Genomic DNA, 22,701 nt, shown 5'->3' with positions numbered 1-22,701 from the left:
CATGATCTTCTCTCGTTTTCGCTTATTCCTAATCGGCTCGCTCGGCCTCGCGCTTGCTCTGGCCATTTCAGCCTGCAAGAAAGGGGAAGAGAGTCAGAGCGGGGTGACCGGGCGTGTTACAGCGGCGGAGGGAAACGGTGGCGGAGCAATCGTCAGGCTATATCCAGCACCAAGTCCGTTCAACGACGTATCCGTCTGGTCGGTACCGAATCAGGTAAGTTCCGTTGGCTTTGGGTACGACCTGCATTTCGGGTATGACCATCGAACCGCGAGTTCCGCGTACGTGGACACCGCCGACGGTGACGGCAACTTTCGATTCGAAAACGTTACGGTTGGCGACTATGTTGTGGTCGCAGAGAAGCCGAATCAAGGGTGGACCCCATACCGCCTCCTGCGCGTCTCGGGCGACGTTTCGGTCGGCGATCTGCAGTTGCCGCGTGTTGTAACTTTGACAACAGTGAACGGGGCCAATATCGCCAGCGATCAAACGTGGCGTAGCGGTACTCATTACATTCTGGCTGATAACACTTTTGTTCGTGAAGGCGCAACTCTTACCATTGAACCCGGGGCCATTGTTCGCATCGCGGGCAATAAGGCGCTGAATATTCTGGATGGAACGCTCGTATGTCGTGGGACTCCGGACCGCTTTATCATCTTCACGGCGGCGGATGTCGTAAGCCGCGATCCTGACGAATGGCTGCGCGTGCGGCTGTCCGCAAGTGCCTCGCCGCCCGACTTTGCCTATACGGCATTCAAATTCGGTGCGACCGCTATCAGCAGCGACGTGAACGGCGGCATCGTTGAATACTGCTCGTTCGAACGTTTCGTGAACGAAGGAGTGCTCGCCCTGAGACAGCCTCCGACCGTGAGAAACTGTGTGTTTAATCGCGTCGCGACCGGTGTGCGCGCGGCTTACACCAGTGGATTTCTCTGTGAACGTAACGTCTTTCAAACGTGCGATCCCTTTGCGATCGTGCTGGACACGGTAGATGACGGCGAGGTCTTTTGCAATTGGTTCCGTGACTGCGGCGGATCGGACACCAGCGGCTCTGTGGATCGAGGTGTCATCAGCATGGATTGGGTCACGAATTTCGAGATCCGTAATAATCACTTTGAGACGTCTTGGTATGCACTGGCAATAGGATCGCGGGTGGATTCTACGGTTCGCGTCCATCATAATATCTTCGAGCGAATCAATCGCGTCGCTGATATCGGCGTAACCGAAGAGCGGCGCAGCGCATCCTATCCGAAGTTCAATTATAATTGCTTCCGCAATATCAGCCTGCGCGTTATTTTTGTGCATTGCAACGCTCACAATAACCGCGATGTTGATGCCACGCGCAACTTCTGGGGAACCACCAGCATCAGTACTATCCACCAGTCTTTTGTCAACGACCGGAATGACGATCCGATTTGTCCGTCCGTTTACGTCGAACCTGTGCTGCCATCTTGTGAAGCGGTTCAATCTGAGACCGGGACTCCGGCGGGGATTTGTCCATAACTCGTGCAATACGTCGGCAAGGACATCGTAACGCAAGGCGCACTCCTGCATCTCAATCGCGAGACTGCCTGGAACCACCTGCGTTCACGCGCGAAACAGGGCATTCGGAAGGCGCAGAATGCCGGTATCCGTGTTGTGGAGAGTCGCGATTTGAGTCTCATGGCGAAGCTTTGGTATGACCCGGAGACGCTGACGGACTCGTTGTCGCCCGAACAGAAGCTCTTTCTCGCCTACGTCGGGGAAGAGTTGGTTGGCGGCATTATAGTCACACCCGTGACGCCCAATACGCTTTTCTATCACTACGGTGGAACCAATGAATTCGGTCGCCAAATAGAAGCGAATGCGTATCTCTTCTGGCATGTCGTCTGTGAGTATGAGAAGAGCGAGTTTTCCTATCTTGATGTTGGCGTGAGTTTCCGGCAGGAGTTGCAGCACTATTTTCAAAAGTATTGCACGAAGCCCTATCCCATTCTCTTTCGCCCTCCACCAGAAGAATCCAAACCCCGTATTCGCATCGAACCCTTCGAAAGCGCGGATCTGGATGCACCTGAAGAGCAGGTCATCGCCATCAATACCGCACTCTCCGAGTATTTTGAGGCCGAGTTCACGTACATGCCGTCGTGGCCGTTTGCCTTGCAATCCGCGCTTCGGGCCGCAAACGTTGAGAAGGGGAGTGTCATTGGAGTGTGGTCGTCAGTCGGTGAGCAATCGTATGTAGAGATGCTGAATCGATTGCTCGGCGATCAGTGGACTTTTGCGCCGCGTGCAGAACACAGTTCTGCTCGAATCGCCTGCCATCGCTGGGGTTACTGGTGTGCAGAAACCGAGTCACTCAGTATGCAAGACGCTCCGCTCATCGAGGATTGTCGTGACGCCTTGCTGCATGGTGAGCATAAGGTCCGACCAGGCAGTTACGGCCGTTTTGCGGTATTCGACTTCTCCCGCTTCCTGCCGCTTCCGTTTGGTGCGGCCCTTGTTGGTGAGCACTTTGCGGACAAAATAGTTTGGGATCGTTTTCACTGTCTGGACGTGACGAAGCGCAATCGAGTTCGTGAAGGCCTGCAAATCCACTGGCGTCGCAGAGATCAGGAGTTCCTGTCGAGAACAGAGAATCTTCAAGTAATGGAAGAATTGTTCGGTCTAACGGGCATGCACGAGAGACGTAGTGGCCAGTTCGCTCCGGCTTGCTATGTATTCGAGTCTCGTGATCCATACTCTGTTCGCGCAATTCATGAGCGACTCGCAACGTTTGGTGTGGCAACCGAATTGGATGAGCACGAAGCTCTATTGGCCTTGCCCTGTCATTCGCGATTAGGGCGCGGTCAGCTTGAGTATGTCTTTGCGGCGATTCGGGGAATGATCAACCCCTGTTACACTTACGTCCGACCCGACCCTTCACAGCGCGACTAAAATGCCTGCAAAGTATCTGGTCACCGGCGGTGCCGGTTTTATCGGTTCAAACCTCGTTGAAGCGCTCCTGAGGCGGGGCGACAGCGTGCGTATCCTGGATAATTTCTCCACCGGAAAACGCGAGAATATCCAGCCATTCCTTCACGATGTCGAACTAATTGAGGGGGATCTGCGTGATGAAGCTGCAGTCGCGCGCGCGGTAAGAGGATGTGATTATGTATTGCATCAGGGCGCGTTAGGCTCCGTGCCGCGATCTGTTCACGACCCCGTGACGAGCAATGAGGCGAACATCCGCGGAACATTGAACCTCCTGATTGCTGCCCGCGATGCAGGGGTCAAACGAGTCGTCGCGGCTTCGAGTTCCTCCGTCTATGGAAACACCCCGACGCTTCCAAAGGTGGAAACAATGCCGGTGCTCCCGCTATCCCCTTATGCGGTTACAAAGCTCGCGACTGAAAAGTACTGCGCCGCGTTCCATTCGGTTTATGGGTTGGAAACTGTCGCTCTGCGTTACTTTAACATCTTTGGACCACGACAGGATCCAGCCTCGCAGTATGCCGCTGTGATTCCGCTGTTCATAACCCGAATATTGAAGGGTGAATCGCCCATCGTGCATGGAGATGGCAGGCAGTCGAGAGACTTCACCTATGTGGAGAACGCTGTCAGCGCGAATCTGCTCGCCTGCGAAGCTCCTGCTGAAAAAGTTGCCGGCGAGTTCTTCAACGTGGCTTGCGGTGAACGGTACTCATTGCTGGACGTCTTGCACGGAATTGGCAGCGCATTGGGACGAGACGTGCAACCAGTGCACGAACCAAGCCGCGCAGGAGACGTGCGCGATTCGCTTGCGTCAATCTCGAAATTCGTAGAAGCTGCAGGATATCGGGTGCTTGTCTCGATGCCTGCGGGCCTCAAACGTACAGTTGAATATTTTGTAAAGGCACATTCATGAGCGTAGGAATGCTGAATCTGCAAGCTCAATTTCGTCAGATACGTGACGAAGTAATGGCGGAAGTGTCGCAGATTTTTGAAACACAAAGTTTTATTTTGGGAAGCCGTGTCAAGGGGCTGGAAGAGAAGATGGCAGCCTTATCCGGAATGCCGTTTGGAATTGGAGTCTCTTCCGGCACTGATGCGTTGCTCCTGTCGGTCATGGCTCTCAAGCCGCAACCCGGCGATGAAGTAATTACCACACCTTATACGTTTTTTGCGACCGCAAGCTCAATCGTGCGCGCGGGTGCAAAACCCGTATTCATTGACGTGGACGAGGCGACGTTTAATGCTCGAGCGGATATGATTGATTCGGTAGTCACTTCGAAAACTCGCGCACTCTTGCCGGTTCACCTGTTCGGGCAAATGGTCAATCCTGACTTGTGGCTCCGTGCGGCAAAGAAACACAATCTCACCATCATTGAAGACGCGGCTCAAGCCGTTGGCGCCAAATTCAACGGTGTTGTGTCAGGTGGATTCGGCGAGCTTAGCTGCTTCTCTTTTTATCCGACAAAGAATCTCGGCGGTGCGGGAGACGGCGGGATGGTGCTTGCCCGCGATGAGGCATTGGCGCACGATGTGCGTATCAATCGCGTGCACGGAGGAAAAGATCGTTACTTTCACGATCAGATTGGTATCTGCGGCAGACTGGATGAGCTGCAGGCGGCAGTGCTTCTTGTGAAGTTCCGCCATCTCGAGCAGTGGAACGAGCGCAGGCGTGCCATCGCAGAACTCTACAAGAGCGGACTCAAAGGGCTGCCGGTGACGTGCCCGGTCGAAGAGACCGGCGCGTATCATACGTATCATCAATACGTCGTTCGAGTCCCCCGGCGCGATGAATTGATGGAGTCGCTCAAGTCGCGAGGAATCGGAAGCATGATCTACTATCCAGTTCCGCTGCATCTTCAAAAGTGCTTCAGTTTCCTCGGCTACAAAGAGGGTGACTTCCCTGTTTCGGAACGGCTCTCGAAAGAAACCGTCGCGCTGCCGATGTCGGCCGAGTTGACCGATGCAGAGGTCGCGGAAGTGTGTGATGGCGTGCGTGCGTTTTACGGCGGCGGCGGAGCATAGCTGTTCAGGGACTAAAGATAAGAGCAAGCCACTCATAAACAATGGCAAGAATTGTTGAACGGACTATCTGGCTTAGGGTCTTTCATCTGTTGGGAGACTTGCTGCTAACTGTTGTCTCGTTTGTGCTTGCCTTTGCCGCGCGAACAGAAATTCGGGCGATATACTTCTTCGGAAGCGCTCAGTCAATCCACAGTTACTATGATGTGCTGGTGCTGCTGATTCCAATCTGGTGGCTGCTGCTGGACTTGCAGCACTCCTACAGGGACATCGGCCGGTCGACGGTCTGGCATGATTTCAAACTTGCGACGCGCACAGCCGTATTGGGAACAGTTTGTTTGTTTGCCGCCGCGTACGTACTTCGCATAGAGCTCCCGCCGCGCTCGACTATTTTCCTGTTTATGCTGTTGAACGCTTCACTGCTTACGGTCAACAGAGTCTTCTTCCGCTCCTTCCGGGAACTCGTTCGTTCTGAAGGTGGTCTAAACAAACGTGTCCTGATTGTCGGAACTGCGGAGAAAGCGAATAGATTTGTCAAGACGGTGGCCGAGAGCCCCGCGCTGTTCGTCCAATTGGTCGGTTTCGTGGACACAGAGCGAAGTGAGACGCCGCCCGTAGTCAAAGGTGCGAAGTATCTCGGAACACCGGAAAACCTTCCCGATGTCCTGCATGACCATACGATCGATGAGGTGGTCTATGCCGTTCCGACCAGGCACATCGCGGAATGCACGGATATGCTCGCGCTATGTGAACAGGAAGGCGTCAAGTCGGTCATTTTGTCGAATTGGTTTTCAAACCTCGTTGCTCATGTGTCCACGGAGATTCAGTATGACCAACCGGTCCTTGTCTACAGCTCCATGCGGCACAAAGAGTGGCAGATTCTCGTTAAGCGATTGTTTGACATCGCGTTTTCCAGCTTGTTGCTTGTGATGCTCTCTCCGTTGCTGTTGCTGATTGCGGTTGCGATTAAACTTCAGGACGGCGGGCCAATACTTTACAAGTGGAAAGTTGTCGGGTTCAACAAAGAGAAGTTCACGGGCTACAAGTTTCGCACAATGGTGGTGAATGCGGACGAAATCAAAGCGAAGCTTGAAGCACAGAATGAGATGAAGGGTGCTGTGTTCAAGATCAAGAACGATCCGCGAGTCACGACCATCGGGCGCTATCTGCGGAAATTCAGTCTTGACGAGCTGCCGCAATTATGGAGTGTTCTGAAAGGGGACATGTCCATTGTCGGGCCACGCCCGCCGCTGGAAACGGAGCTGCCGCGTTTTGATAGCTGGCACCGCAGAAAGTTGTCCGTAAAGCCCGGCCTCACGTGCCTGTGGCAGATCTCCGGCCGCAGTTCCATCACAGATTTTGATGAGTGGGTCAAGCTGGATTTGGCGTATATCGACAACTGGACGTTATGGCTCGATTTCAAAATCCTTCTAAAAACCATACCTGCCGTCTTGCTCGGTCGCGGCGCACATTAAGCATAAAGGTCACACTTGCGAGTTCTCGTTACCGGCGGAGCCGGGTTCATTGGATCACACACAACAGATGAGCTGCTCCGACGCGGCTATGACGTAACGATTCTGGATAGTCTGGAAAAGCCCGTTCACATGAAGGGGAAGCCGGACTACATTCCTGCGAAGGTGCGTTTTATTGAAGGAGATGTCCGCGATCGCGGGAAGATGCTCGAAGCGCTGCAAGGCGTGGAAGCGGTCTATCATTTCGCGGCGTATCAGGATTACCTGCCGGACTTCTCGAAGTTCTTTTGGGTGAATAGCGTTGGCACCGCGCTCATCTATGAGTTGATTGTTGAGCACAAGCTTCCTGTCAAGAAGGTCGTTGTCGCATCGTCTCAAGCCGTGGCGGGCGAGGGCCGTTATGCGGCGAGTGACGGAACTCTCTATCATCCTGAACTGCGCCCTCTATCGCAGTTGGACTCCGGCGAATGGGAGTTTCGCGATCCCCGTAACAACGAAGTCCTAAGATGGCAGCCGACTCCGGAAACAGATGCGAAACCACTGAATCAATATGCTCTTTCCAAGTACTCGCAGGAACTGATGACGTTGGCGTTCGGCAAGCGGTACGACATCCCATCAGTGGCTATGCGCTTTTCCATCGTTCAAGGTCCGCGCCAAAGTTTCTACAATAACTATTCGGGCGCGTGTCGCATCTTCTCATTGAGTTACTTCTTTAATCGAGCGCCACTCATCTACGAGGATGGAGAACAGGTTCGGGATTTTGTGAATATCCACGATGTTGTCCAGGCGAATCTGAAAGTGCTCGAAGATGACCGCGCAAATTATGAGATGTTCAATGTAGGCGGCGGACGTGCGTACACTGTTACGGAGTTTTGTTCGATCGTCGCTCGTGTTTTCGGCAAGGAAGATCTCAAACCGCGAATCCCCGGTCTTTACCGTTTCGGCGATACGCGGCACATTATCTCCGATGTCAGCAAGCTGAAAAACTTGGGCTGGCAGCCGACTCGCACGGCTGAAGACTCGGTCCGCGAATACCGCGATTATCTCGAACGTCAAACAGACATCGATGACATCATGGATTTCGCCGAGCAGAAGATGCAATCCTTGAATGTAGTCAGGCCGGCAAAAGGAGCGAAAGCGCAAGCATGAAAATTCTGGTGACAGGTGGAGCAGGATTCATCGCGTCGCATGTTGCGGATGGAATGATTGCCGCAGGGCATGAGGTCGCGGTTCTGGATAATTTGAGCACAGGATTCCGCGAAAATGTGCCTGCGAAGGCCGCCTTCTTTGAGGTGGATATTCGTGATGCCGTCTCGGTGGATCGCGTGATCAGCGCGTTCCGCCCTGATGTGATCAATCACCATGCCGCCCAGATGGACGTGCGGAAGTCCCTGGTCGACCCTGTGTTCGATGCAGAGTGTAACATCGTTGGTTCGCTGAATGTCATCCTTTCGGGACAAAAGCACGGAGTAAAGAAATACATCTATATTTCGACTGGAGGAGCGGTTTACGGCGAGCCCTCTGCCCTGCCGGTGACGGAATTGCATCAGGTTCATCCCGAATGTGCTTATGGGATTTCCAAGCACACGGTGGAGCACTACCTCGAGTTGTACAAGCTTCTCTTTAATCTAAGATACACGGTGCTGCGCTATCCGAACGTCTACGGCCCGCGGCAGAATCCGCACGGTGAAGCCGGAGTCATTGCGATTTTTGCCGGACTATTACTCGAGGGCAAGACACCAACCATCTACGGAGACGGTGAGCAGTTGAGAGATTATGTTTACGTCTCCGATATCGTGCGTGCGAATTTACTTGCGCTTGAGTCCGGCGATGGTGAGATATTAAACATCGGTTCCGGAGTGGGAACTTCCGTGAACAGGCTCTTTGAAGAGCTTGCTCGACTTGCCGAGTTTCACGAAAGGCCGAACTACGCGCCACCGCGAACAGGCGAGATTCGCGCCACGTACCTGGATGCGACACGCGCGGCCAAAATACTCGGGTGGAAAACTGAAGTCAGTCTCTCTGATGGCATGCGCAAAACGTGGGATTGGAATCGCGCCGTGCGCGAGAAGGCTGCAGACAACGCGTGAAAGCCGTTGTCTTGGCGGCGGGTGTCGGAAGCCGCCTCGGTGCGCTGACGAAGGATCGTCCCAAATGCCTTTTGCCGATTGCCGGGCGACCGCTGCTTGACTATTGGTGTGAATCGCTTGCCAGTGTCGGAGTGAAAGAGATATTCATTAATACGCATCACCTGGCAGCCCAAGTTCGAGAGTTCATTGGAAAGGCCCCGCACGGACTGACGTTCGTGGAGGGGTACGAGGAAACACTGCTCGGGAGTGCCGGCACGCTGCGCAATGCGTCTGAGTTTGTGAGAGCCGAAAAGAAATTCTTCATCATATACGCGGACAACTACTCAGAGATTGACCTTTCACGATTGATGAGATTTCACGAGCAGAGTGGAAGACCGGTGCTGGTGGTTGCGGCTTATCAGACTGAAACTCCTTCGAATTGCGGCATCTTTGAACTGGATGACGATGGACGAGTCATAAGCTTTGAAGAGAAACCTGCACAACCGAAGTCCAAAATCGCGAACTCCGGAATTCATGTTGCGACTCCGGAATTGTTTGACTTCGTTCCCTCTGACACTCCCGCTGATATCGGTTATCACGTCCTGCCCAAGCTCGTGGGCAGGATGTTCGCATACGTGACGGATGAATATATCATAGATATTGGAACTCCTGAGAGCTACGCTAAAGTTCGAACGCGGAAAGAATTGACTTTTTAGCATGGTTATTACACAAACGCCACTTCGGTTGAGTTTTGCAGGCGGCGGCAGTGACTTGCCGGACTTCTACTTGCGTGGCGCAGGCCAAGTTATCTCGACTGCGATTGACAAGTACATCTTCGTCATCATCAAGGAACGATTCGATGACAAGATTGTCCTCAACTATTCACGAAACGAGACCGTCGACGAAATTCCGGAAATCAAGCACGAGCTGATTCGTTCCGCGATGGAGATGACCGGTTTGGGGCGAGGCGTCGAGATTTCTACTCTGGCGGATATTCCGTCGGAAGGCAGCGGGCTGGGCTCGTCCTCGTCATTGGTGGTTGGATTGCTGAACGCGATGTACACGTACCTTGGAAAGCAGGTCACTGCTGAAACTCTGGCGCAACAGGCGTGCGAGATTGAAATCAAGCGCTGTGGACGGCCAATCGGCAAGCAGGATCAGTACATTGCGGCGTACGGTGGATTGCGGAGATTCATCTTTGAGACGGATGACTCGGTCACGGTGAGGGAAGTCGAGCTCCCTGCGCAGGCACTGCGGTTGTTCGGAAGTAATCTGATGCTCTTCTATACAAACCGCACTCGCAAGTCAGCCGAGATTCTCACCGAGCAAAAGTCAAAGACGTCGTCACGTCGTGATGTGCTCGAAGCCATGCTTCCGCTGGTCGAAAAGATCGAAAAGTCGCTGGCTGCGCTTGATTTCGAGGCCGTTGGTCGTTTGCTGCATGAAGGTTGGACATTGAAGAAGCAGATGGCGAGCAACATCTCAGACTCAGGTATCGACGAAATGTACGAACGCGCGCTGAAAGCCGGAGCGCTGGGTGGCAAGATCGCAGGAGCGGGGGGCGGTGGTTTCCTGCTGCTCTATGTTCCACCTTCCAGACAGGAAGGCGTGCGCGCGGCCCTGAGTGATTACTTCGAGTTGCCGTTCATGCCGGAACGCGACGGCAGTAAGATTATTTTCAATATAAAACGATATCCCTTCAAGTGATGGCTGACAAAGCAGTTCATGTGCGCTCTTACTTTGAGCGTCTGAAGCACGTATTGGATAGTGTTCGCATCGATGACGTCGTTACGTGCATCGATGTGCTGGAGCGGGCGTATGAGCAGGATGCCACGGTGTTTATATGCGGAAACGGCGGGTCGTGGACCACGGCAACGCATTGGGTGTGCGACTTCACTAAAGGCACGAGCGTATCCGGCAAGCGCCGTTTTCGCATGCTTGCACCCGGCGACAACGTCGCTATGTTGACGGCCTATGCGAATGACGTGAGCTACACGTCGGTCTTCAGCGAACCGTTGCGCGCGTACGCTCGCAAGAACGATGTGGTTATTCTGATAACCGCGTCCGGAAACTCCCCGAACATCCTTGAAGCAGCTTCTGCCGCCCGCGACCTTGGGTTGATTTCCGTCGGCCTAATCGGCTTCGGCGGGGGCAAACTTGCGGAAATGGTAGATCACAAAATTGTGGTTGAGTCGCGCGAATACGGCCCAGTCGAGGATCTGCATTTGATTTTGGATCACATCATAAGCACTTACCTTAAAGAGCACGTTGCCCAACGGGCAGTGTAGCCTATTTTTCTAACACAAAATTAGTCCTCAAAATGAAAGTTGTCGTAATTGGCACCGGATACGTCGGACTTGTGACCGGAACCTGTCTGGCCGAATCCGGCAATCAGATCTACTGCGTAGATACGGATGTACGTAAGATTGAAATGCTTGAGAAGGGCATTGTCCCCATTTATGAACCCGGCTTGAAAGAGTATATGGATCGCAACGTCGCTCAAGGGAGACTCTCGTTTACAACGGATCTCTACTCCGTGATGGACGATGCGGAAGTACTAATGATTGCCGTGGGGACGCCGCCGGGCGAAGACGGTTCCGCAGATTTAAGTCACGTGCTCGCAGTCGCCGAGAGTATCGGCAAGCGAATCAAAGATTACAAGATCGTCGTCAACAAATCCACGGTGCCCGTCGGTTCAGCAGATCGTGTGAGGGAGATGATTCGCAAGCATACGAACGTTGAATTCGACGTGGTTTCAAATCCTGAGTTTTTGAAGGAAGGCGACGCGGTCAATGATTTCATGAAGCCCGACCGCATCGTCATCGGAGCGGACAGCGATCGTGCGGCGGATGTGATGAAGCGGCTTTACGCGCCTTTTCACCGGCTGGGACATCGCGTGATTACGATGGATGTCCGCTCGGCGGAAATGACCAAGTACGCCGCCAATGCAATGCTCGCAACGAAGATAACGTTTATGAACGAGATCGCCAATCTCTGCGAAGCGTGCGGCGCGGACATCAATCAGGTGCGTTACGGCATCGGCTCCGACAAACGAATTGGTCAGCACTTCCTCTATGCGGGCATTGGCTACGGAGGGTCGTGTTTCCCGAAGGATGTTTCCGCGTTAATCAGAATCGGACGTCAATACGGTCACGATTTGAAAATCCTTGATGCCGTTGACGAGGTGAACACAAAGCAGCGGCTCAGACTCGTTGAGAAGACTGTGAAGCGATTTGGAGAAGATTTATCCGGTCTGAAGCTGGCAGTATGGGGATTGTCATTTAAGCCGAAGACGGACGATATGCGCGAGGCTCCGTCAATCTACACGATCGAAGCCTTGCATGAACGAGGTGCAAAACTCTGTGTCTATGATCCGCAGGCAATGGAAAACGCGCGACCGATTCTGGGCAACAAGGCACACTTTCATGACGACTATTACTCTCCTCTGAAGGATGCCGATGCACTGTTGATTTGCACGGAGTGGCAGGAGTTTCGTGAACCGGACTTCGACAGGATGAAGTCGCTGATGAAGCGCCCCGTTATTTTTGACGGAAGAAACCTCTTTGAACCGGATCAAATGCACGCACTCGGATTTGAGTATTTCGGGATTGGCCGCAAAACCGTTTAGTCTTGCCGCGCTCTTCGCGCTGCTGTTGATGTCCTGTGCCCGGATGGGCGTTCCGCCCGGCGGACCGGAAGACGACGTCGCACCGACGGTCGTCTCAACGACACCCAATAGGAATGATGTCAACGTCGCGCGGGATACATATGTGATCCTCGAATTCTCAGAGCCGGTAAACCGTGCCAGTGTTGAGTCGTCGCTCTATCTTTCTCCGGAGCCGGGCAGACGATTGCGATATCGATGGTCGGGACGAACGCTGACTCTGGACTATCTGGATCCGTTGCCGGAGAATCGCACGATTGTCGTGACCGTCGGCGCGCAGGCAAAGGACCAACGCGGCATCCCGGCTGACAGCAGCTTCACTCTTGCGTTCAGCACCGGCGACAAAATTGATCGCGGTGTTGTGCGAGGCAGAGTGGCGGTTCCGGCAGACGTGCGAACGATGACAGTGACGGCTTATCTGCTGCGCGATTCTCTCCCTGATCCGATGAGGGATGCACCCGATTATCGGATTCAGACGACGTCGCAAGGTGAGTTTGAGCTGGGCTATCTTGCGGAGGGACGTTACAGGCTCTTCGCCTTGGATGACCGGAACATGGACGGGTTGTGGTCGCCCGCGAGCGAGTGGATTGGCACCGCGAATGCCGACGTAAATGTGCTGGAAGGGGAACGACCTTACGTGACGTTCCTGCCTTCATGGCAGGACACGACTTCGCTTGCCTTGCTGCGTGTTCGCCATGCTGATTCGTTGTCACTGGATATACGCGTAAATAGACCTGACGTCTTGTCTGGGCTGCGTGTGTCGGATGCTGCGGGCGAGCTTGAACTTTCCGACTGGATCGTGGACAGCAGTGCGAGCGGAAGTTGGAAGGCATTTCTCACACGCGGACTACAGGGCGACAGCGCGACCTGCGTGGTTCAGTGCGCCGGCGAATCCGCTGTTGGGCGCTTTGCCGTTGTGCAGCGCGCGGACACGACAAGACCTGCACTCCTCGCGTCATCGCCGGCGAATCGATCGAATAACCGCGCACCGTTTCACAGCATTCAACTTGTGTTCAGCGAACCGGTGACGTTCCTCGAACAGACGGATTCGGTTTCGGTCGCTCTAAAACGTGATACGCTCGAGTTGCCTGTCACGATTTCACAGTTTGCACCACGACAATTCGAATTGCAGCCGGACAGCGCCCTGCTCCCGGACAAACGCTATACTTTGACGGTTCCGGGCTCTTTGATTGTAGATCGTTCCGGGAATAGACTCCGAGATTCTTTGTTGACCCTAAGCTGGTACGACTATCCTGCGGACAGCTTGGGTGTCATCACGGGTGTCATTCGGCCAGGTGACGGCGGCCCTTGGATCGTGAATCTGTATGACTTAAAAGCCAGCACACTCCTTGACAGTGTCACGTCGTCAGGTCCGTTTTCTTTCAGCGGCTGGCCCGGCGGTGACTATCGTCTCCGCGTGACGCAGGACGTCAATGGGAACGGTCGTCCGGATGCCGGATCCGTTCTGCCATTTGGATTTTCCGAAGCTTTTCTTTGGCATCCCGACAGCATAAATGTTCGCCCGCGCTGGACGAACGAGATTGAATTTCTCTGGTCAATAGGCACACAACCTTAAAATATGCTACACGCCGTTATCATGGCTGGTGGAGTGGGCGCGCGCTTCTGGCCGCTCTCACGTCGTAATCGCCCCAAACAGCTGCTCAACTTGACCGGGGAAGGAACGCTGATCGAACAAACCGTCTCGCGTCTCGATGGCCTTGTCGACCCTGAGCAAGTATGGATTGTGACGAATGAAGATCAGGTGGAACTGATCAAGAATACGCTACCCGACTTTCGTCATGACAGATTTATTATCGAGCCTGTGGGCCGCAATACTGCGCCGGCGATCGGATTGGCTGCCGTGCACTTGCACAAGAACGATCCGGACGCGGTGATGATCGTGCTGCCTGCTGATCATCGGATTCGTAATCTTTCGGAGTTTCACTTCTGCCTGACGTCTGCGGTCGAAGTCGTTCACGATTCGCAGGTGCTCGCCACTATCGGCATTGAGCCGACTCGACCGGAAACCGGCTATGGCTACATTCAGATGGATCAAACCGGAATCCGTCTGCGGTCCAATGTCTATCCCGTGCGCACCTTCGCGGAGAAGCCGAACCTCGCGACGGCCAGAGCGTTTTTGGAAAGCGGGGAGTTCCTGTGGAACAGCGGCATGTTCGTCTGGCGCGCGGATACAATTCTGCAGCAGATTAGTGAATATCTCCCGCTGTGGGGCGCGGCGTTTCAGGAAATTGACGCCGCACTCGGGACCGCGCAGGAGCATACGGTGACGCGCCGCGTGTTCGAAGCTGGGAAAGGAATCTCGATTGACTACGGTGTGATGGAGCGCGCGCCGAAAGTGGCTGTCGTACGTGGAACATTCGATTGGAGTGACGTGGGGAGTTGGGATGAAGTGTGGCGGTTGATGCCTCATGACGAAAATGGCAATGCAACGCGCGGAAACGTCACGCTGAATCATTCGCAGAATACCTGCGTGCTCGGTGGTAAGAAGCTGATTGCGGCAGTGGGAGTGAGCAATATCATCGTTGTTGACACGGACGATGCAATTCTAATCTGTCCGCTGGATCGCTCGCAGGAAGTGAAGGACCTGGTCGATAAGCTGAGAGCTGAAGGGAAGGACGGTGTGCTCTGATGAAAGCTGCGAAACTTGTGCAGTTCCTGACTGAAGCTATCGAGAAACAAGGCTACAGAATCCGCTACGAGAAGGGCAACTTCCGAGGCGGAAGTTGTGTCTTTGAAGAAGACAAGCTGGTGATCATGAACAAGCGCTACGGTGACGAGGAACGCGCCGAAGTGCTGGGGCGGGCGCTGGCACGCAATGACTTGGATACGCTCTTTCTCGTACCGGAAGTCAGGGACTACGTGGAGCAGTTCGTCGATCAGCCGCTCGTGCTGATTGATCTGACCGAATCCGATCCGGAGTCTGCGGCGCAGTGACCCTGCCCACTCTCACGACTGACATGCTGGCCGGTTCGCGCAGTGCGCTGGCGCGCGTCTTGTCCCGCGTGGAAAACTCTCCAGAAGGGGCGGATGAGGTTTTGCGCTCGCTGGGCAATCGTATTGGCAAGGCCGTGCGCATCGGGTTTACCGGCCCGCCGGGTGCGGGGAAGAGTTCCCTCGTGACAGCCTACGTCAAGCACTTGCGGGCGCAGGATAGGCAGGTGGCCGTGCTTGCGGTGGACCCGACTTCGCCGTTTTCCGGCGGTGCGCTGCTCGGGGATAGAGTTCGGATGAATGCCATCGGGCTCGACCCGGGAGTGTTTGTTCGCTCGCTTGCCACGCGCGGCGACTTAGGAGGGCTGTCGCAGGCTGCGGGAGATATGGCTGACGTGCTGGATGCAGCGGGATTTGATTACATCTTATTCGAGACGGTCGGGGTGGGACAGTCCGAACTGGAAGTGGTGCAGTACGCGGACAGTGTGGTGGTGGTGCTGGTGCCGGAGTCGGGGGATGCGATTCAGGGGATGAAGGCGGGATTGATGGAGGCCGCAGACGTGTTCTGCGTGAACAAGGCTGACCGCGAAGGCGCCGACCGCTTTACGAGCGATTTGCAGGGGGCTATGATGCTCAAGATGTGGGACGACTGGAAACCACCGGTTGTGCTGACCATCGCCACCCGTGAATCAGGGGTCTCCGAGTTAGCCGAACAGATTGAAGCTCACTTGACGCATCTGCGTGCTTCCGGTGAGTTCGAGAAGCGTCGTCACGCGCATGCCCGCCGCCGGATTCAGCGGATGCTGGAGAAGCGTCTGGTCGCGCAGTTCTGGACTGACGAGAGGGCCAGAGTCATGGACGAAGCATTGGCTGAAGGCGAGAGTCCGTACGGGGTGCTGGGGAGGTTGGTAAGTTGAAAAAGAAGGCGAGGAAGATGGTGACAAAAACTTCAGACACGAAGAATTCTATTTCCAAAAATACTTCTAAGAATACTGCGCAAGCTCTTTCGTATGCGGATGCTGCGGAGCAAGTGCTTCGTGAGAAGAAGAAGCCGCTAAGTTACCGAGACATTGCTAAACACGCGGTTGCTTCTGGAGTCCTAATCTCTGGGTCTCAGACTCCTGAAATCTCCATGCACGTCAGCTTGCAAACTGAGATTAGGAGACGCGATCAACGCGGCGAGCCGCAGAGATTTGTCTTCCTAGGTAACGGAATGTTTGCTCTTGTTGAGCAAATTGCAGGTGCCAAAACTGAGAAGACGAGAAGTGCAATTGATCAGGTCAAAGACTCGCGGGATGATGCGAAAAAGGCCCTTTACGAAGCACTTACAGCAACAAATCAAGGCAGTGGTTTTGAACTCATGGTGTCGGATTTGTTGGTTGCGATGGGCTATGAAGAAGTTGAAGTTATTGGGGGAAAAGACGATCAAGGTGTGGACATTCTTTGCGAAAAGCACGATGGAATTATTCGAACGCGCATCGCGATACAATGCAAATGTAAGAACAAGTCAACCAAGATTGGTCCCCGCGATGTTAGCACGCTTCGAGACAATTTAAGTAGTTATCAATGTCAACAGGGTATTCTGGTAACAACTACGACGCTGAATGATGATGCAAAGAATAAAGCAAAGGAGCCAGGCAAAGAACCGATTCAGTACATTGAACATGACGGAATCTTAGATTTGTTCGCCCAGTATCGAATTGGCATGCGTGTTGAAGAGTTGAACTATTTCCAGATGGACGCTAGTGCATACGATTTTCTTTCAGGGAAGAAGAAGTAGACTCGAGAAGCGTTTTGCTTAGCGGTACAAGCAGTGGAACAGCCCTTCGGGGAGGGGGGCGGCAAGGTGATTGCGTAGGTCCTCCTATTGAGCCTTCTCCCAAGCTCTAACCTTCGTCGGCTTGAAGGGTTCCTGAGTGAACAACATGCCGCAGGCGGCTTCGTCTTCGATGCCGCGCGACTCGCGGAGCGTGCAGCGGATTCCTGCTTCAGTAAGCCACCCCATGAAGCGCTCTATGGCCTCGTCGCTTGAGGGTATAAGACCGGATCCGGTAGGGTGGAGGCGAATCAGGTTCATCTTTGCCGGGATGTTCTTGAGCCAGTGGGCGAGGTTGTCAACGTCTTCCTCACGGTCATTGAAGCCGGCGATCATGATATACTCGAAGGTCACGGGGTCCCGCGTAAAGTGAGCAAATCTCCGCAGTGTCTTGAACAGCACTTCGAGCGGATAGGCCTTGTTCACGGGCATGATTTCACCGCGCCGTTCATCGGTAGTGGCGTGCAGCGAAATGGCAAGTTTGGCAGGCGGACTATCCAGCATCCAGCGTTCAATCGCCGGCACAAGTCCTACAGTGGAAACTGTGATACGGCGGGCGGATAGACCAATGCCATCAGGGTCGGCCAGCAACCTTAGCGCGGCCACTACGTTCTCATAGTTGTGCAGCGGCTCACCCATCCCCATAAACACGATATTGGTCAGTCGAGTCTGGCAGTGACCCTCGACTTCGAGCACCTGCAGGATGATCTCACTGGTAGTCAGGTTGCGGAATAGTCCCATCTTTGCTGTTGCACAAAAGCGGCAGCCTAAAGTACAGCCAACCTGACTTGAGATACAGACTGTTTCTCCCGGTGAATCGGGGAGATAGACAGACTCAACCCGAAGTCCATCCGCAAGTTCGAAGAGGAATTTCCGAGATCCGTCGCGCGTCTCTTTTGCAGGACGGGCCAATTCTAAAGTCCCGATGTCGGCGACCTCTGCAAGCTTAAGTCTCCAAGCTGTGGGAAGATCAGTCATCTCATCGAAACTGACTGCCCGCTTCTGATACAGCCACGAAAAGAGCTGGCGTCCGCGAAAAACCGGCTCGCCAAGCTCCTGTGCGAAACTTTCAAGCTCTTCGCGCGTTAGACCTATAAGTATTTTCTTTTTCAATAACATGTAACTTTGCTTGGTTGCTGCTTCAATCTACGAAGTGAAAAGCGGCCACGCAAGTCAAACCCCGAAGGATTTCCCCGCCTATGGCGTCCGATCTCGACGCACTCAAGCAACTCAAAGATTCCCGCGATGTAATGCTCAAGGAAGTCGGCAAAGTGATTGTCGGCCAGGAGCAGATTATTGAACAGTTGATGATGACACTGCTGGCACGCGGGCACTGTCTGCTCGTTGGCGTGCCCGGTTTGGCCAAGACGTTGCTCATCTCGACGATGGCGCGGATGCTCGATCTCAAGTTCAGCCGCATACAGTTCACTCCGGACCTGATGCCCTCGGACATCACGGGAACCGAAATCGCCGAAGAAGACCGTTCGACCGGCCGGCGCAGTTTCAAGTTCATCAAAGGTCCCGTGTTTGCCAACATTGTGCTGGCCGACGAAATCAACCGCACACCGCCCAAGACGCAGGCTGCACTGCTGCAGGCCATGCAGGAGCACGAAGTCACTGCGGCGGGGGAAACCTACAAGCTCGAAGAGCCGTTTTTCGTGCTGGCCACGCAAAACCCGATTGAGCAGGAGGGTACCTATCCGCTGCCGGAAGCTCAGCTCGACCGCTTCATGTTCAACCTGTGGGTGGACTATCCAAGTCTGAAGGAAGAAGAGCTGATTGTCAAGAGCACAACTTCGGCGGTGACCCATTCTGTTTCCAAAGTCCTGAATGCCGGTCAGATTGCAAGTTTGCAGGATCTCGTGCGCCGCGTTCCCGTGGCTGACAATGTGGTCGAATATGCGGTCAAGCTGGTGCGTAAAACGCGTCCAAATTCCGATGAAGCTCCGAAGTTCATCAAGGATTACGTAAGCTGGGGTTGCGGCCCGCGCGCATCACAGTATCTGATTCTGGGCGCCAAGACGCGCGCCGCGCTGAACGGCCGTCCGACTCCCGAGATTGACGATGTGCGTGCTGTGGCGCTGCCCGTGCTGCGTCACCGGTTGGTTCCCAACTTCACAGCGGAAGCGGACGGTATGCGGGCGGAACATTTGGTTGAAAAGCTCCTGAGCGAGAAATAATCCGACTTGGCTGAACATCTCCAATATCTTGATCCTGCTTTTGTGTCACGGCTGAAAAACATGCAGCTGCGGGCAAGAATGGTGGTCGAAGGCTTCATGGTCGGGCTGCATAAGTCGCCCTATCACGGGTTTTCCGTCGAGTTCGCCGAGCACCGTCCGTATATGGACGGTGACCCGCTGCGCAATCTGGACTGGAAGGTCTATGCCAAGACGGACCGTATGTATGTCAAGCAGTATGAAGAAGAGACGAATCTCAAGTCCTACATTCTGCTTGACACGTCGAATTCGATGAACTACGGTTCGGGGAAGATCACGAAGTTTCAATATGCTTCGTATCTGGCTGCGGCGCTGTCATTCCTGATGATTCAGCAGCGTGACGCGGTAGGGCTGGCGGCCTACGACACGGAACTCAGAACGTATCTGCCGCCGCGCTCGGTGCACTCCTACCTGAATGTGATTCTCACTCAGTTAGAGAAGATCAAGCCTTCCGCTCAGACGGACATCGGCAAGAATCTGCATCGCGTGGCCGAGCGAATTACGCGGCGCGGGTTGATCATAGTGCTGTCCGACCTGATGGATGAACCGGATCAGATTCTTTCCGGACTGCGGCACTTCCGCCATAACGGCCATGAGGTGCTGGTTCTGCAGATTCTCGATCCGCGCGAAGTGGACTTCGCTTTCAGCGGTGATGTTAAGTTTAAGGATTTGGAGACTGGTGTCGAACTGCCGACGCAACCGTGGCACATCCGAAAAGAGTATCAGAAGCTGATGGGAGGTTTTGTCGAGAGGATTCGAAGGGGATGTCAGGAAGACAAGATTGACCACACGCTGCTGCAGACCGATACGTCGTATGATCAGGCGTTGATTTCGTTTCTAACCAAGCGGAAGGCGTTGCGGTAGACTGTGCTTGTGCAACTTAGTGATGTGCGGCGGCCGAAGGGCCGCCGTTTTGCTTTATTCTAAGAGTCGCAAGGTTCTTATGAACCGCACTCCGCCTGATGGTATTCACGTACGAGCGTGTCCATCAGCTCTTTGACCGGAACAATCTTGTCCACGCGGTAGGCGTTGGCGCCGGCGAAGGGGAAGCCGTGCCTGAAATTGCCTTTCTTGGCGTTCATGAGGGCCAGTGCGATGCAATACGGGCTTGTCTGATAGTCGCAGGTGACGATACAGTGATAGGGGCAAGCGAAGGGTTCCTTTTCACCGCGCCCGACAGCGTCTATGAAGCCATTGCGAATGACGCGGCCCGGAAGTCCGACAGGACTCTTGATGATCATGATATCTTCCGCGCGGGCGTTCACGTATGTTTCCTTAAACTCACGTGACGCGTCGCACTCGTCGGTTGCCACGAAGCGCGTGCCCATTTGCACGCCGGCGGCGCCTAACTGAAAGAACTTGTGGATGTCCGCTCCGGTATAGACCCCTCCTGCAGCGATGACGGGGATGCCGGTTCCGGACTCTTGATAAGGATGCACCGCTTCGACGACGTCCGGCACGAGAGTTTCCAACGCGTAATCGGGGTTTTCCAACTGCTCCACTTTAAATCCCAAGTGCCCGCCCGCCCGCGGTCCTTCCACAACCAGCGCATCCGGCACGCAGTCAAATTTCTCAATCCATCGTTTGCAGAGCATAGCCGCAGCCCGACCGGAGGAGACTATCGGAACAAGTTTTGTCTTGGATTCCCGCGGCCGAAAAGCAGGAAGATTCAGAGGGAGGCCTGCTCCCGAGAAGATGATGTCAATCCCCTCTTCAATGGCCGTGCGCACCATTTCCGCGAAATTCGTCAACGCGACCATGATGTTCACACCGAGGATGCCGTCTGTCGCTGCCCGAGCTTTGCGAATTTCCTCGCGCAGTGCGCGCATATTAGATTCCGAGAAGTTCCGGTAAAAGTCCGGCTCATTCATGCCGATGCCGGCAGTCGCAATCACACCAATGCCGCCTTCGTTTGCGACCGCTGCAGCCAGACCTGACATGGAAATCCCGACGCCCATGCCTCCCTGAATGATTGGAATGCGCGCGGTGAGTTCGCCAAGGCAAAGGGATTTCAAGTGTTTGATCATTCGGACGCTGTGTTGAGGTCAAAGTTTGGGACACGGGCGTTGTGACCGTTTGCAGAAACAGCCAGAGTGACTTACGCTACTGTTATTGAACCTGAGAAGCAAGAGAAGCCAGCTACTTACGAGGAAGAAAATCAGGAATTGTCGAAGACCTCGGTGGGCTGGAAGGGGAGAGGCGGGTCGAGTGGGCGAAAATCTCAATCGTTTAGGATGCTAATATAAAACAATATTTACAAAAAGTCAAGCTTTTTCGGAAAAAATGTTGTAACCATTTGTTCAATATCGGATTAGAGGAGAGTTTTCTCGTAAAACCCTCAGAGAACAGGCAATCTCGGAGGTTTTTGAGGAAAAGTCGTTATACTTGACAATGTTAGTCAAATTATGATACCTTATGAAGTTGTTCGAACGGCTGTTCAGCTTGTTGCCCGACATTCCCAAAAAGGAGATATCAAATGAAGAGACGAATTGCTGTCATTGCAGGATGTATGCTGGCTGTCGCAACTGCCTTTGCAAGCGGTCCGACGGTTGTGGCCGAGCAAACAAATTCAACGGGATTGGCGTTCGGCAAGTCCAGCGCTGCGGAAATCCTGGAAGGCGCGTATCAAGAGATTCTCCGGTATCAAGAGCTCGGTTACGAAGTTCCTGAAGAGATGTATAACTTCTACTTCGCGTACGAACAACTGGTGCACCCTGAGTATTATGAGGGACGGCATGCGGAACAGGGCGCGCTTGACGAGTTTGCCGATGCGTGCCCGGGAACGGTTATCAACGGGCCGGACTTTGGCGATCAGACGATTATCACCTGCGGGCAGACCAATAATGCCGCCAACGACTGCAGCTGGCCGCACTGCCGCTGGGGCCGTGATGTCGTCGTCCAGTTGGTTGTCAACGATTACAACTATGTGATTATCACAACGACCGGTTCGCGCTTTGATACGTATCTCTGCCTCTATGAGGACGGATGCTGCGGTGAGCCGGGTTCTTTTCTGATAACCTCGAACGACAACAACCCAAGTTTTTGCGACGGTCAGCGGCTGGCAGCGGGCTTGGATGCCTGCCTGGCGCCGGGAACATACTACATCGTGCTGGACGGTGCGGGTGCTGCCGCGCGTGGCTCCTACTGCTTAACCGTGAGTTTTGACGACGAGGGCTGCGAAAGTTAAGCTGAGTCTACCTTCAGTGGAGAACGGCGAGCACAGCTCGCCGTTTCTTTTTGCACTGGACGGGGATACGCCAAGTGTGCCGCCTCGAACGCAAACAAGTTGTGACAACATGGGACGGATCGATGCCGGAGACAGCTACTATTACAACTTTCAGGGGTTGCAGATATCAGGACAGCACGACTTTGAAACACGGACTCCAGAGGATCAGATTCGACGCTGCCGATCCTGCTTCGGGCCATTTTTGCCGTATGCTTTTCGTGCAATACTTCCATAAGTTCCGACTTCAATGCGATTTGACAGCAAGACTTGGGGGATAAGCGGCTTCAGAAGTTGTGGCATAAGGCTTGCTAAGTGTTATA

21 protein-coding genes are annotated in these 22,701 nt (G+C 54.0%); 19 read left to right on the top strand and 2 right to left on the bottom strand.

Annotated elements, in window-relative coordinates; translation table 11 throughout:
* Position 1 precedes the first annotated feature (1 nt).
* The 16 genes from KJZ99_02875 to KJZ99_02800 are packed head-to-tail and all read left to right on the top strand — an operon-like array spanning position 2 to position 16,903.
* Positions 2-1,501, top strand: a complete 1,500-nt coding sequence (locus KJZ99_02875; protein ID MCL4304830.1) for a hypothetical protein — start codon at positions 2-4, stop codon at positions 1,499-1,501.
* A 3-nt stretch (positions 1,502-1,504) separates the two neighbouring features.
* Complete coding sequence (locus KJZ99_02870; protein MCL4304829.1) at positions 1,505-2,911, top strand: hypothetical protein; 1,407 nt, start codon at positions 1,505-1,507, stop codon at positions 2,909-2,911.
* Position 2,912: 1 nt separating this feature from the next.
* Complete coding sequence (locus KJZ99_02865; GenBank protein MCL4304828.1) at positions 2,913-3,860, top strand: SDR family oxidoreductase; 948 nt, start codon at positions 2,913-2,915, stop codon at positions 3,858-3,860.
* Entirely contained in the window at positions 3,857-4,969 is a 1,113-nt protein-coding gene (locus KJZ99_02860; GenBank protein ID MCL4304827.1) for a DegT/DnrJ/EryC1/StrS family aminotransferase, read from the top strand. The genes KJZ99_02865 and KJZ99_02860 overlap by 4 nt, the downstream gene beginning before the upstream one ends.
* A 41-nt stretch (positions 4,970-5,010) precedes the next feature.
* Positions 5,011-6,441 (top strand): sugar transferase, encoded by a 1,431-nt coding sequence (locus KJZ99_02855; GenBank protein ID MCL4304826.1) that lies wholly within the window; start codon positions 5,011-5,013, stop codon positions 6,439-6,441.
* Positions 6,442-6,456: 15 nt separating this feature from the next.
* Positions 6,457-7,587 carry an SDR family NAD(P)-dependent oxidoreductase gene (locus KJZ99_02850; GenBank protein ID MCL4304825.1) on the top strand — a complete coding sequence of 377 codons (1,131 nt, stop codon included), beginning with the start codon at positions 6,457-6,459 and terminating at the stop codon, positions 7,585-7,587.
* A complete protein-coding gene (locus tag KJZ99_02845) occupies positions 7,584-8,528 on the top strand; it encodes an NAD-dependent epimerase/dehydratase family protein (protein MCL4304824.1) in 945 nt (314 codons plus the stop codon). Before KJZ99_02850 ends, KJZ99_02845 begins: the two co-directional genes overlap by 4 nt.
* Complete coding sequence (locus KJZ99_02840; protein MCL4304823.1) at positions 8,525-9,223, top strand: nucleotidyltransferase family protein; 699 nt, start codon at positions 8,525-8,527, stop codon at positions 9,221-9,223. Before KJZ99_02845 ends, KJZ99_02840 begins: the two co-directional genes overlap by 4 nt.
* Before the next feature lies 1 nt (position 9,224).
* On the top strand, positions 9,225-10,214 hold the full coding sequence (locus KJZ99_02835; GenBank protein ID MCL4304822.1) for a GHMP kinase: 990 nt from the start codon (positions 9,225-9,227) through the stop codon (positions 10,212-10,214).
* Complete coding sequence (locus tag KJZ99_02830) at positions 10,214-10,795, top strand: SIS domain-containing protein (protein MCL4304821.1); 582 nt, start codon at positions 10,214-10,216, stop codon at positions 10,793-10,795. Before KJZ99_02835 ends, KJZ99_02830 begins: the two co-directional genes overlap by 1 nt.
* A gap of 32 nt (positions 10,796-10,827) precedes the next feature.
* A complete protein-coding gene (locus tag KJZ99_02825) occupies positions 10,828-12,135 on the top strand; it encodes a UDP-glucose/GDP-mannose dehydrogenase family protein (protein ID MCL4304820.1) in 1,308 nt (435 codons plus the stop codon).
* Positions 12,071-13,747, top strand: coding sequence for an Ig-like domain-containing protein (locus KJZ99_02820; GenBank protein ID MCL4304819.1), 1,677 nt, complete (start codon positions 12,071-12,073; stop codon positions 13,745-13,747). The genes KJZ99_02825 and KJZ99_02820 overlap by 65 nt, the downstream gene beginning before the upstream one ends.
* Before the next feature lie 3 nt (positions 13,748-13,750).
* On the top strand, positions 13,751-14,821 hold the full coding sequence (locus KJZ99_02815) for a mannose-1-phosphate guanylyltransferase (GenBank protein ID MCL4304818.1): 1,071 nt from the start codon (positions 13,751-13,753) through the stop codon (positions 14,819-14,821).
* Positions 14,821-15,126, top strand: a complete 306-nt coding sequence (locus KJZ99_02810; GenBank protein MCL4304817.1) for a hypothetical protein — start codon at positions 14,821-14,823, stop codon at positions 15,124-15,126. Before KJZ99_02815 ends, KJZ99_02810 begins: the two co-directional genes overlap by 1 nt.
* On the top strand, positions 15,123-16,040 hold the full coding sequence (meaB, locus tag KJZ99_02805) for a methylmalonyl Co-A mutase-associated GTPase MeaB (protein MCL4304816.1): 918 nt from the start codon (positions 15,123-15,125) through the stop codon (positions 16,038-16,040). The genes KJZ99_02810 and meaB overlap by 4 nt, the downstream gene beginning before the upstream one ends.
* The gene (locus KJZ99_02800) at positions 16,037-16,903 is read left to right on the top strand and encodes a restriction endonuclease (protein MCL4304815.1); all 867 of its coding nucleotides are present in this window, start codon (positions 16,037-16,039) and stop codon (positions 16,901-16,903) included. The genes meaB and KJZ99_02800 overlap by 4 nt, the downstream gene beginning before the upstream one ends.
* Positions 16,904-16,987: 84 nt before the next feature.
* Here KJZ99_02800 and rlmN read toward each other — a convergent pair whose 3' ends face one another.
* Positions 16,988-18,058 carry a 23S rRNA (adenine(2503)-C(2))-methyltransferase RlmN gene (gene rlmN, locus KJZ99_02795; GenBank protein MCL4304814.1) on the bottom strand — a complete coding sequence of 357 codons (1,071 nt, stop codon included), beginning with the start codon at positions 18,056-18,058 and terminating at the stop codon, positions 16,988-16,990.
* A gap of 80 nt (positions 18,059-18,138) precedes the next feature.
* On the opposite strand from rlmN, the gene KJZ99_02790 reads away from it, so the two are divergent.
* Entirely contained in the window at positions 18,139-19,119 is a 981-nt protein-coding gene (locus tag KJZ99_02790) for a MoxR family ATPase (GenBank protein ID MCL4304813.1), read from the top strand.
* Positions 19,120-19,179: 60 nt separating this feature from the next.
* On the top strand, positions 19,180-20,019 hold the full coding sequence (locus KJZ99_02785; protein MCL4304812.1) for a DUF58 domain-containing protein: 840 nt from the start codon (positions 19,180-19,182) through the stop codon (positions 20,017-20,019).
* A 77-nt stretch (positions 20,020-20,096) separates the two neighbouring features.
* Here the strand turns inward: KJZ99_02785 and KJZ99_02780 are convergent, their stop codons facing one another.
* Positions 20,097-21,182 (bottom strand): nitronate monooxygenase, encoded by a 1,086-nt coding sequence (locus KJZ99_02780; protein MCL4304811.1) that lies wholly within the window; start codon positions 21,180-21,182, stop codon positions 20,097-20,099.
* Positions 21,183-21,631: 449 nt separating this feature from the next.
* Here KJZ99_02780 and KJZ99_02775 point away from each other — a divergent pair, with 449 nt between their 5' ends.
* The gene (locus tag KJZ99_02775; protein ID MCL4304810.1) at positions 21,632-22,342 is read left to right on the top strand and encodes a hypothetical protein; all 711 of its coding nucleotides are present in this window, start codon (positions 21,632-21,634) and stop codon (positions 22,340-22,342) included.
* Positions 22,343-22,701 lie beyond the last annotated feature (359 nt).

It is taken from the genome of bacterium, assembly GCA_023382385.1.
Taxonomy (GTDB): Bacteria; Electryoneota; RPQS01; order RPQS01; family RPQS01; genus JABWCQ01.
Note: the sequence above shows the minus strand (reverse complement) of the source record. Positions and strands in the feature narration are given on the sequence as shown.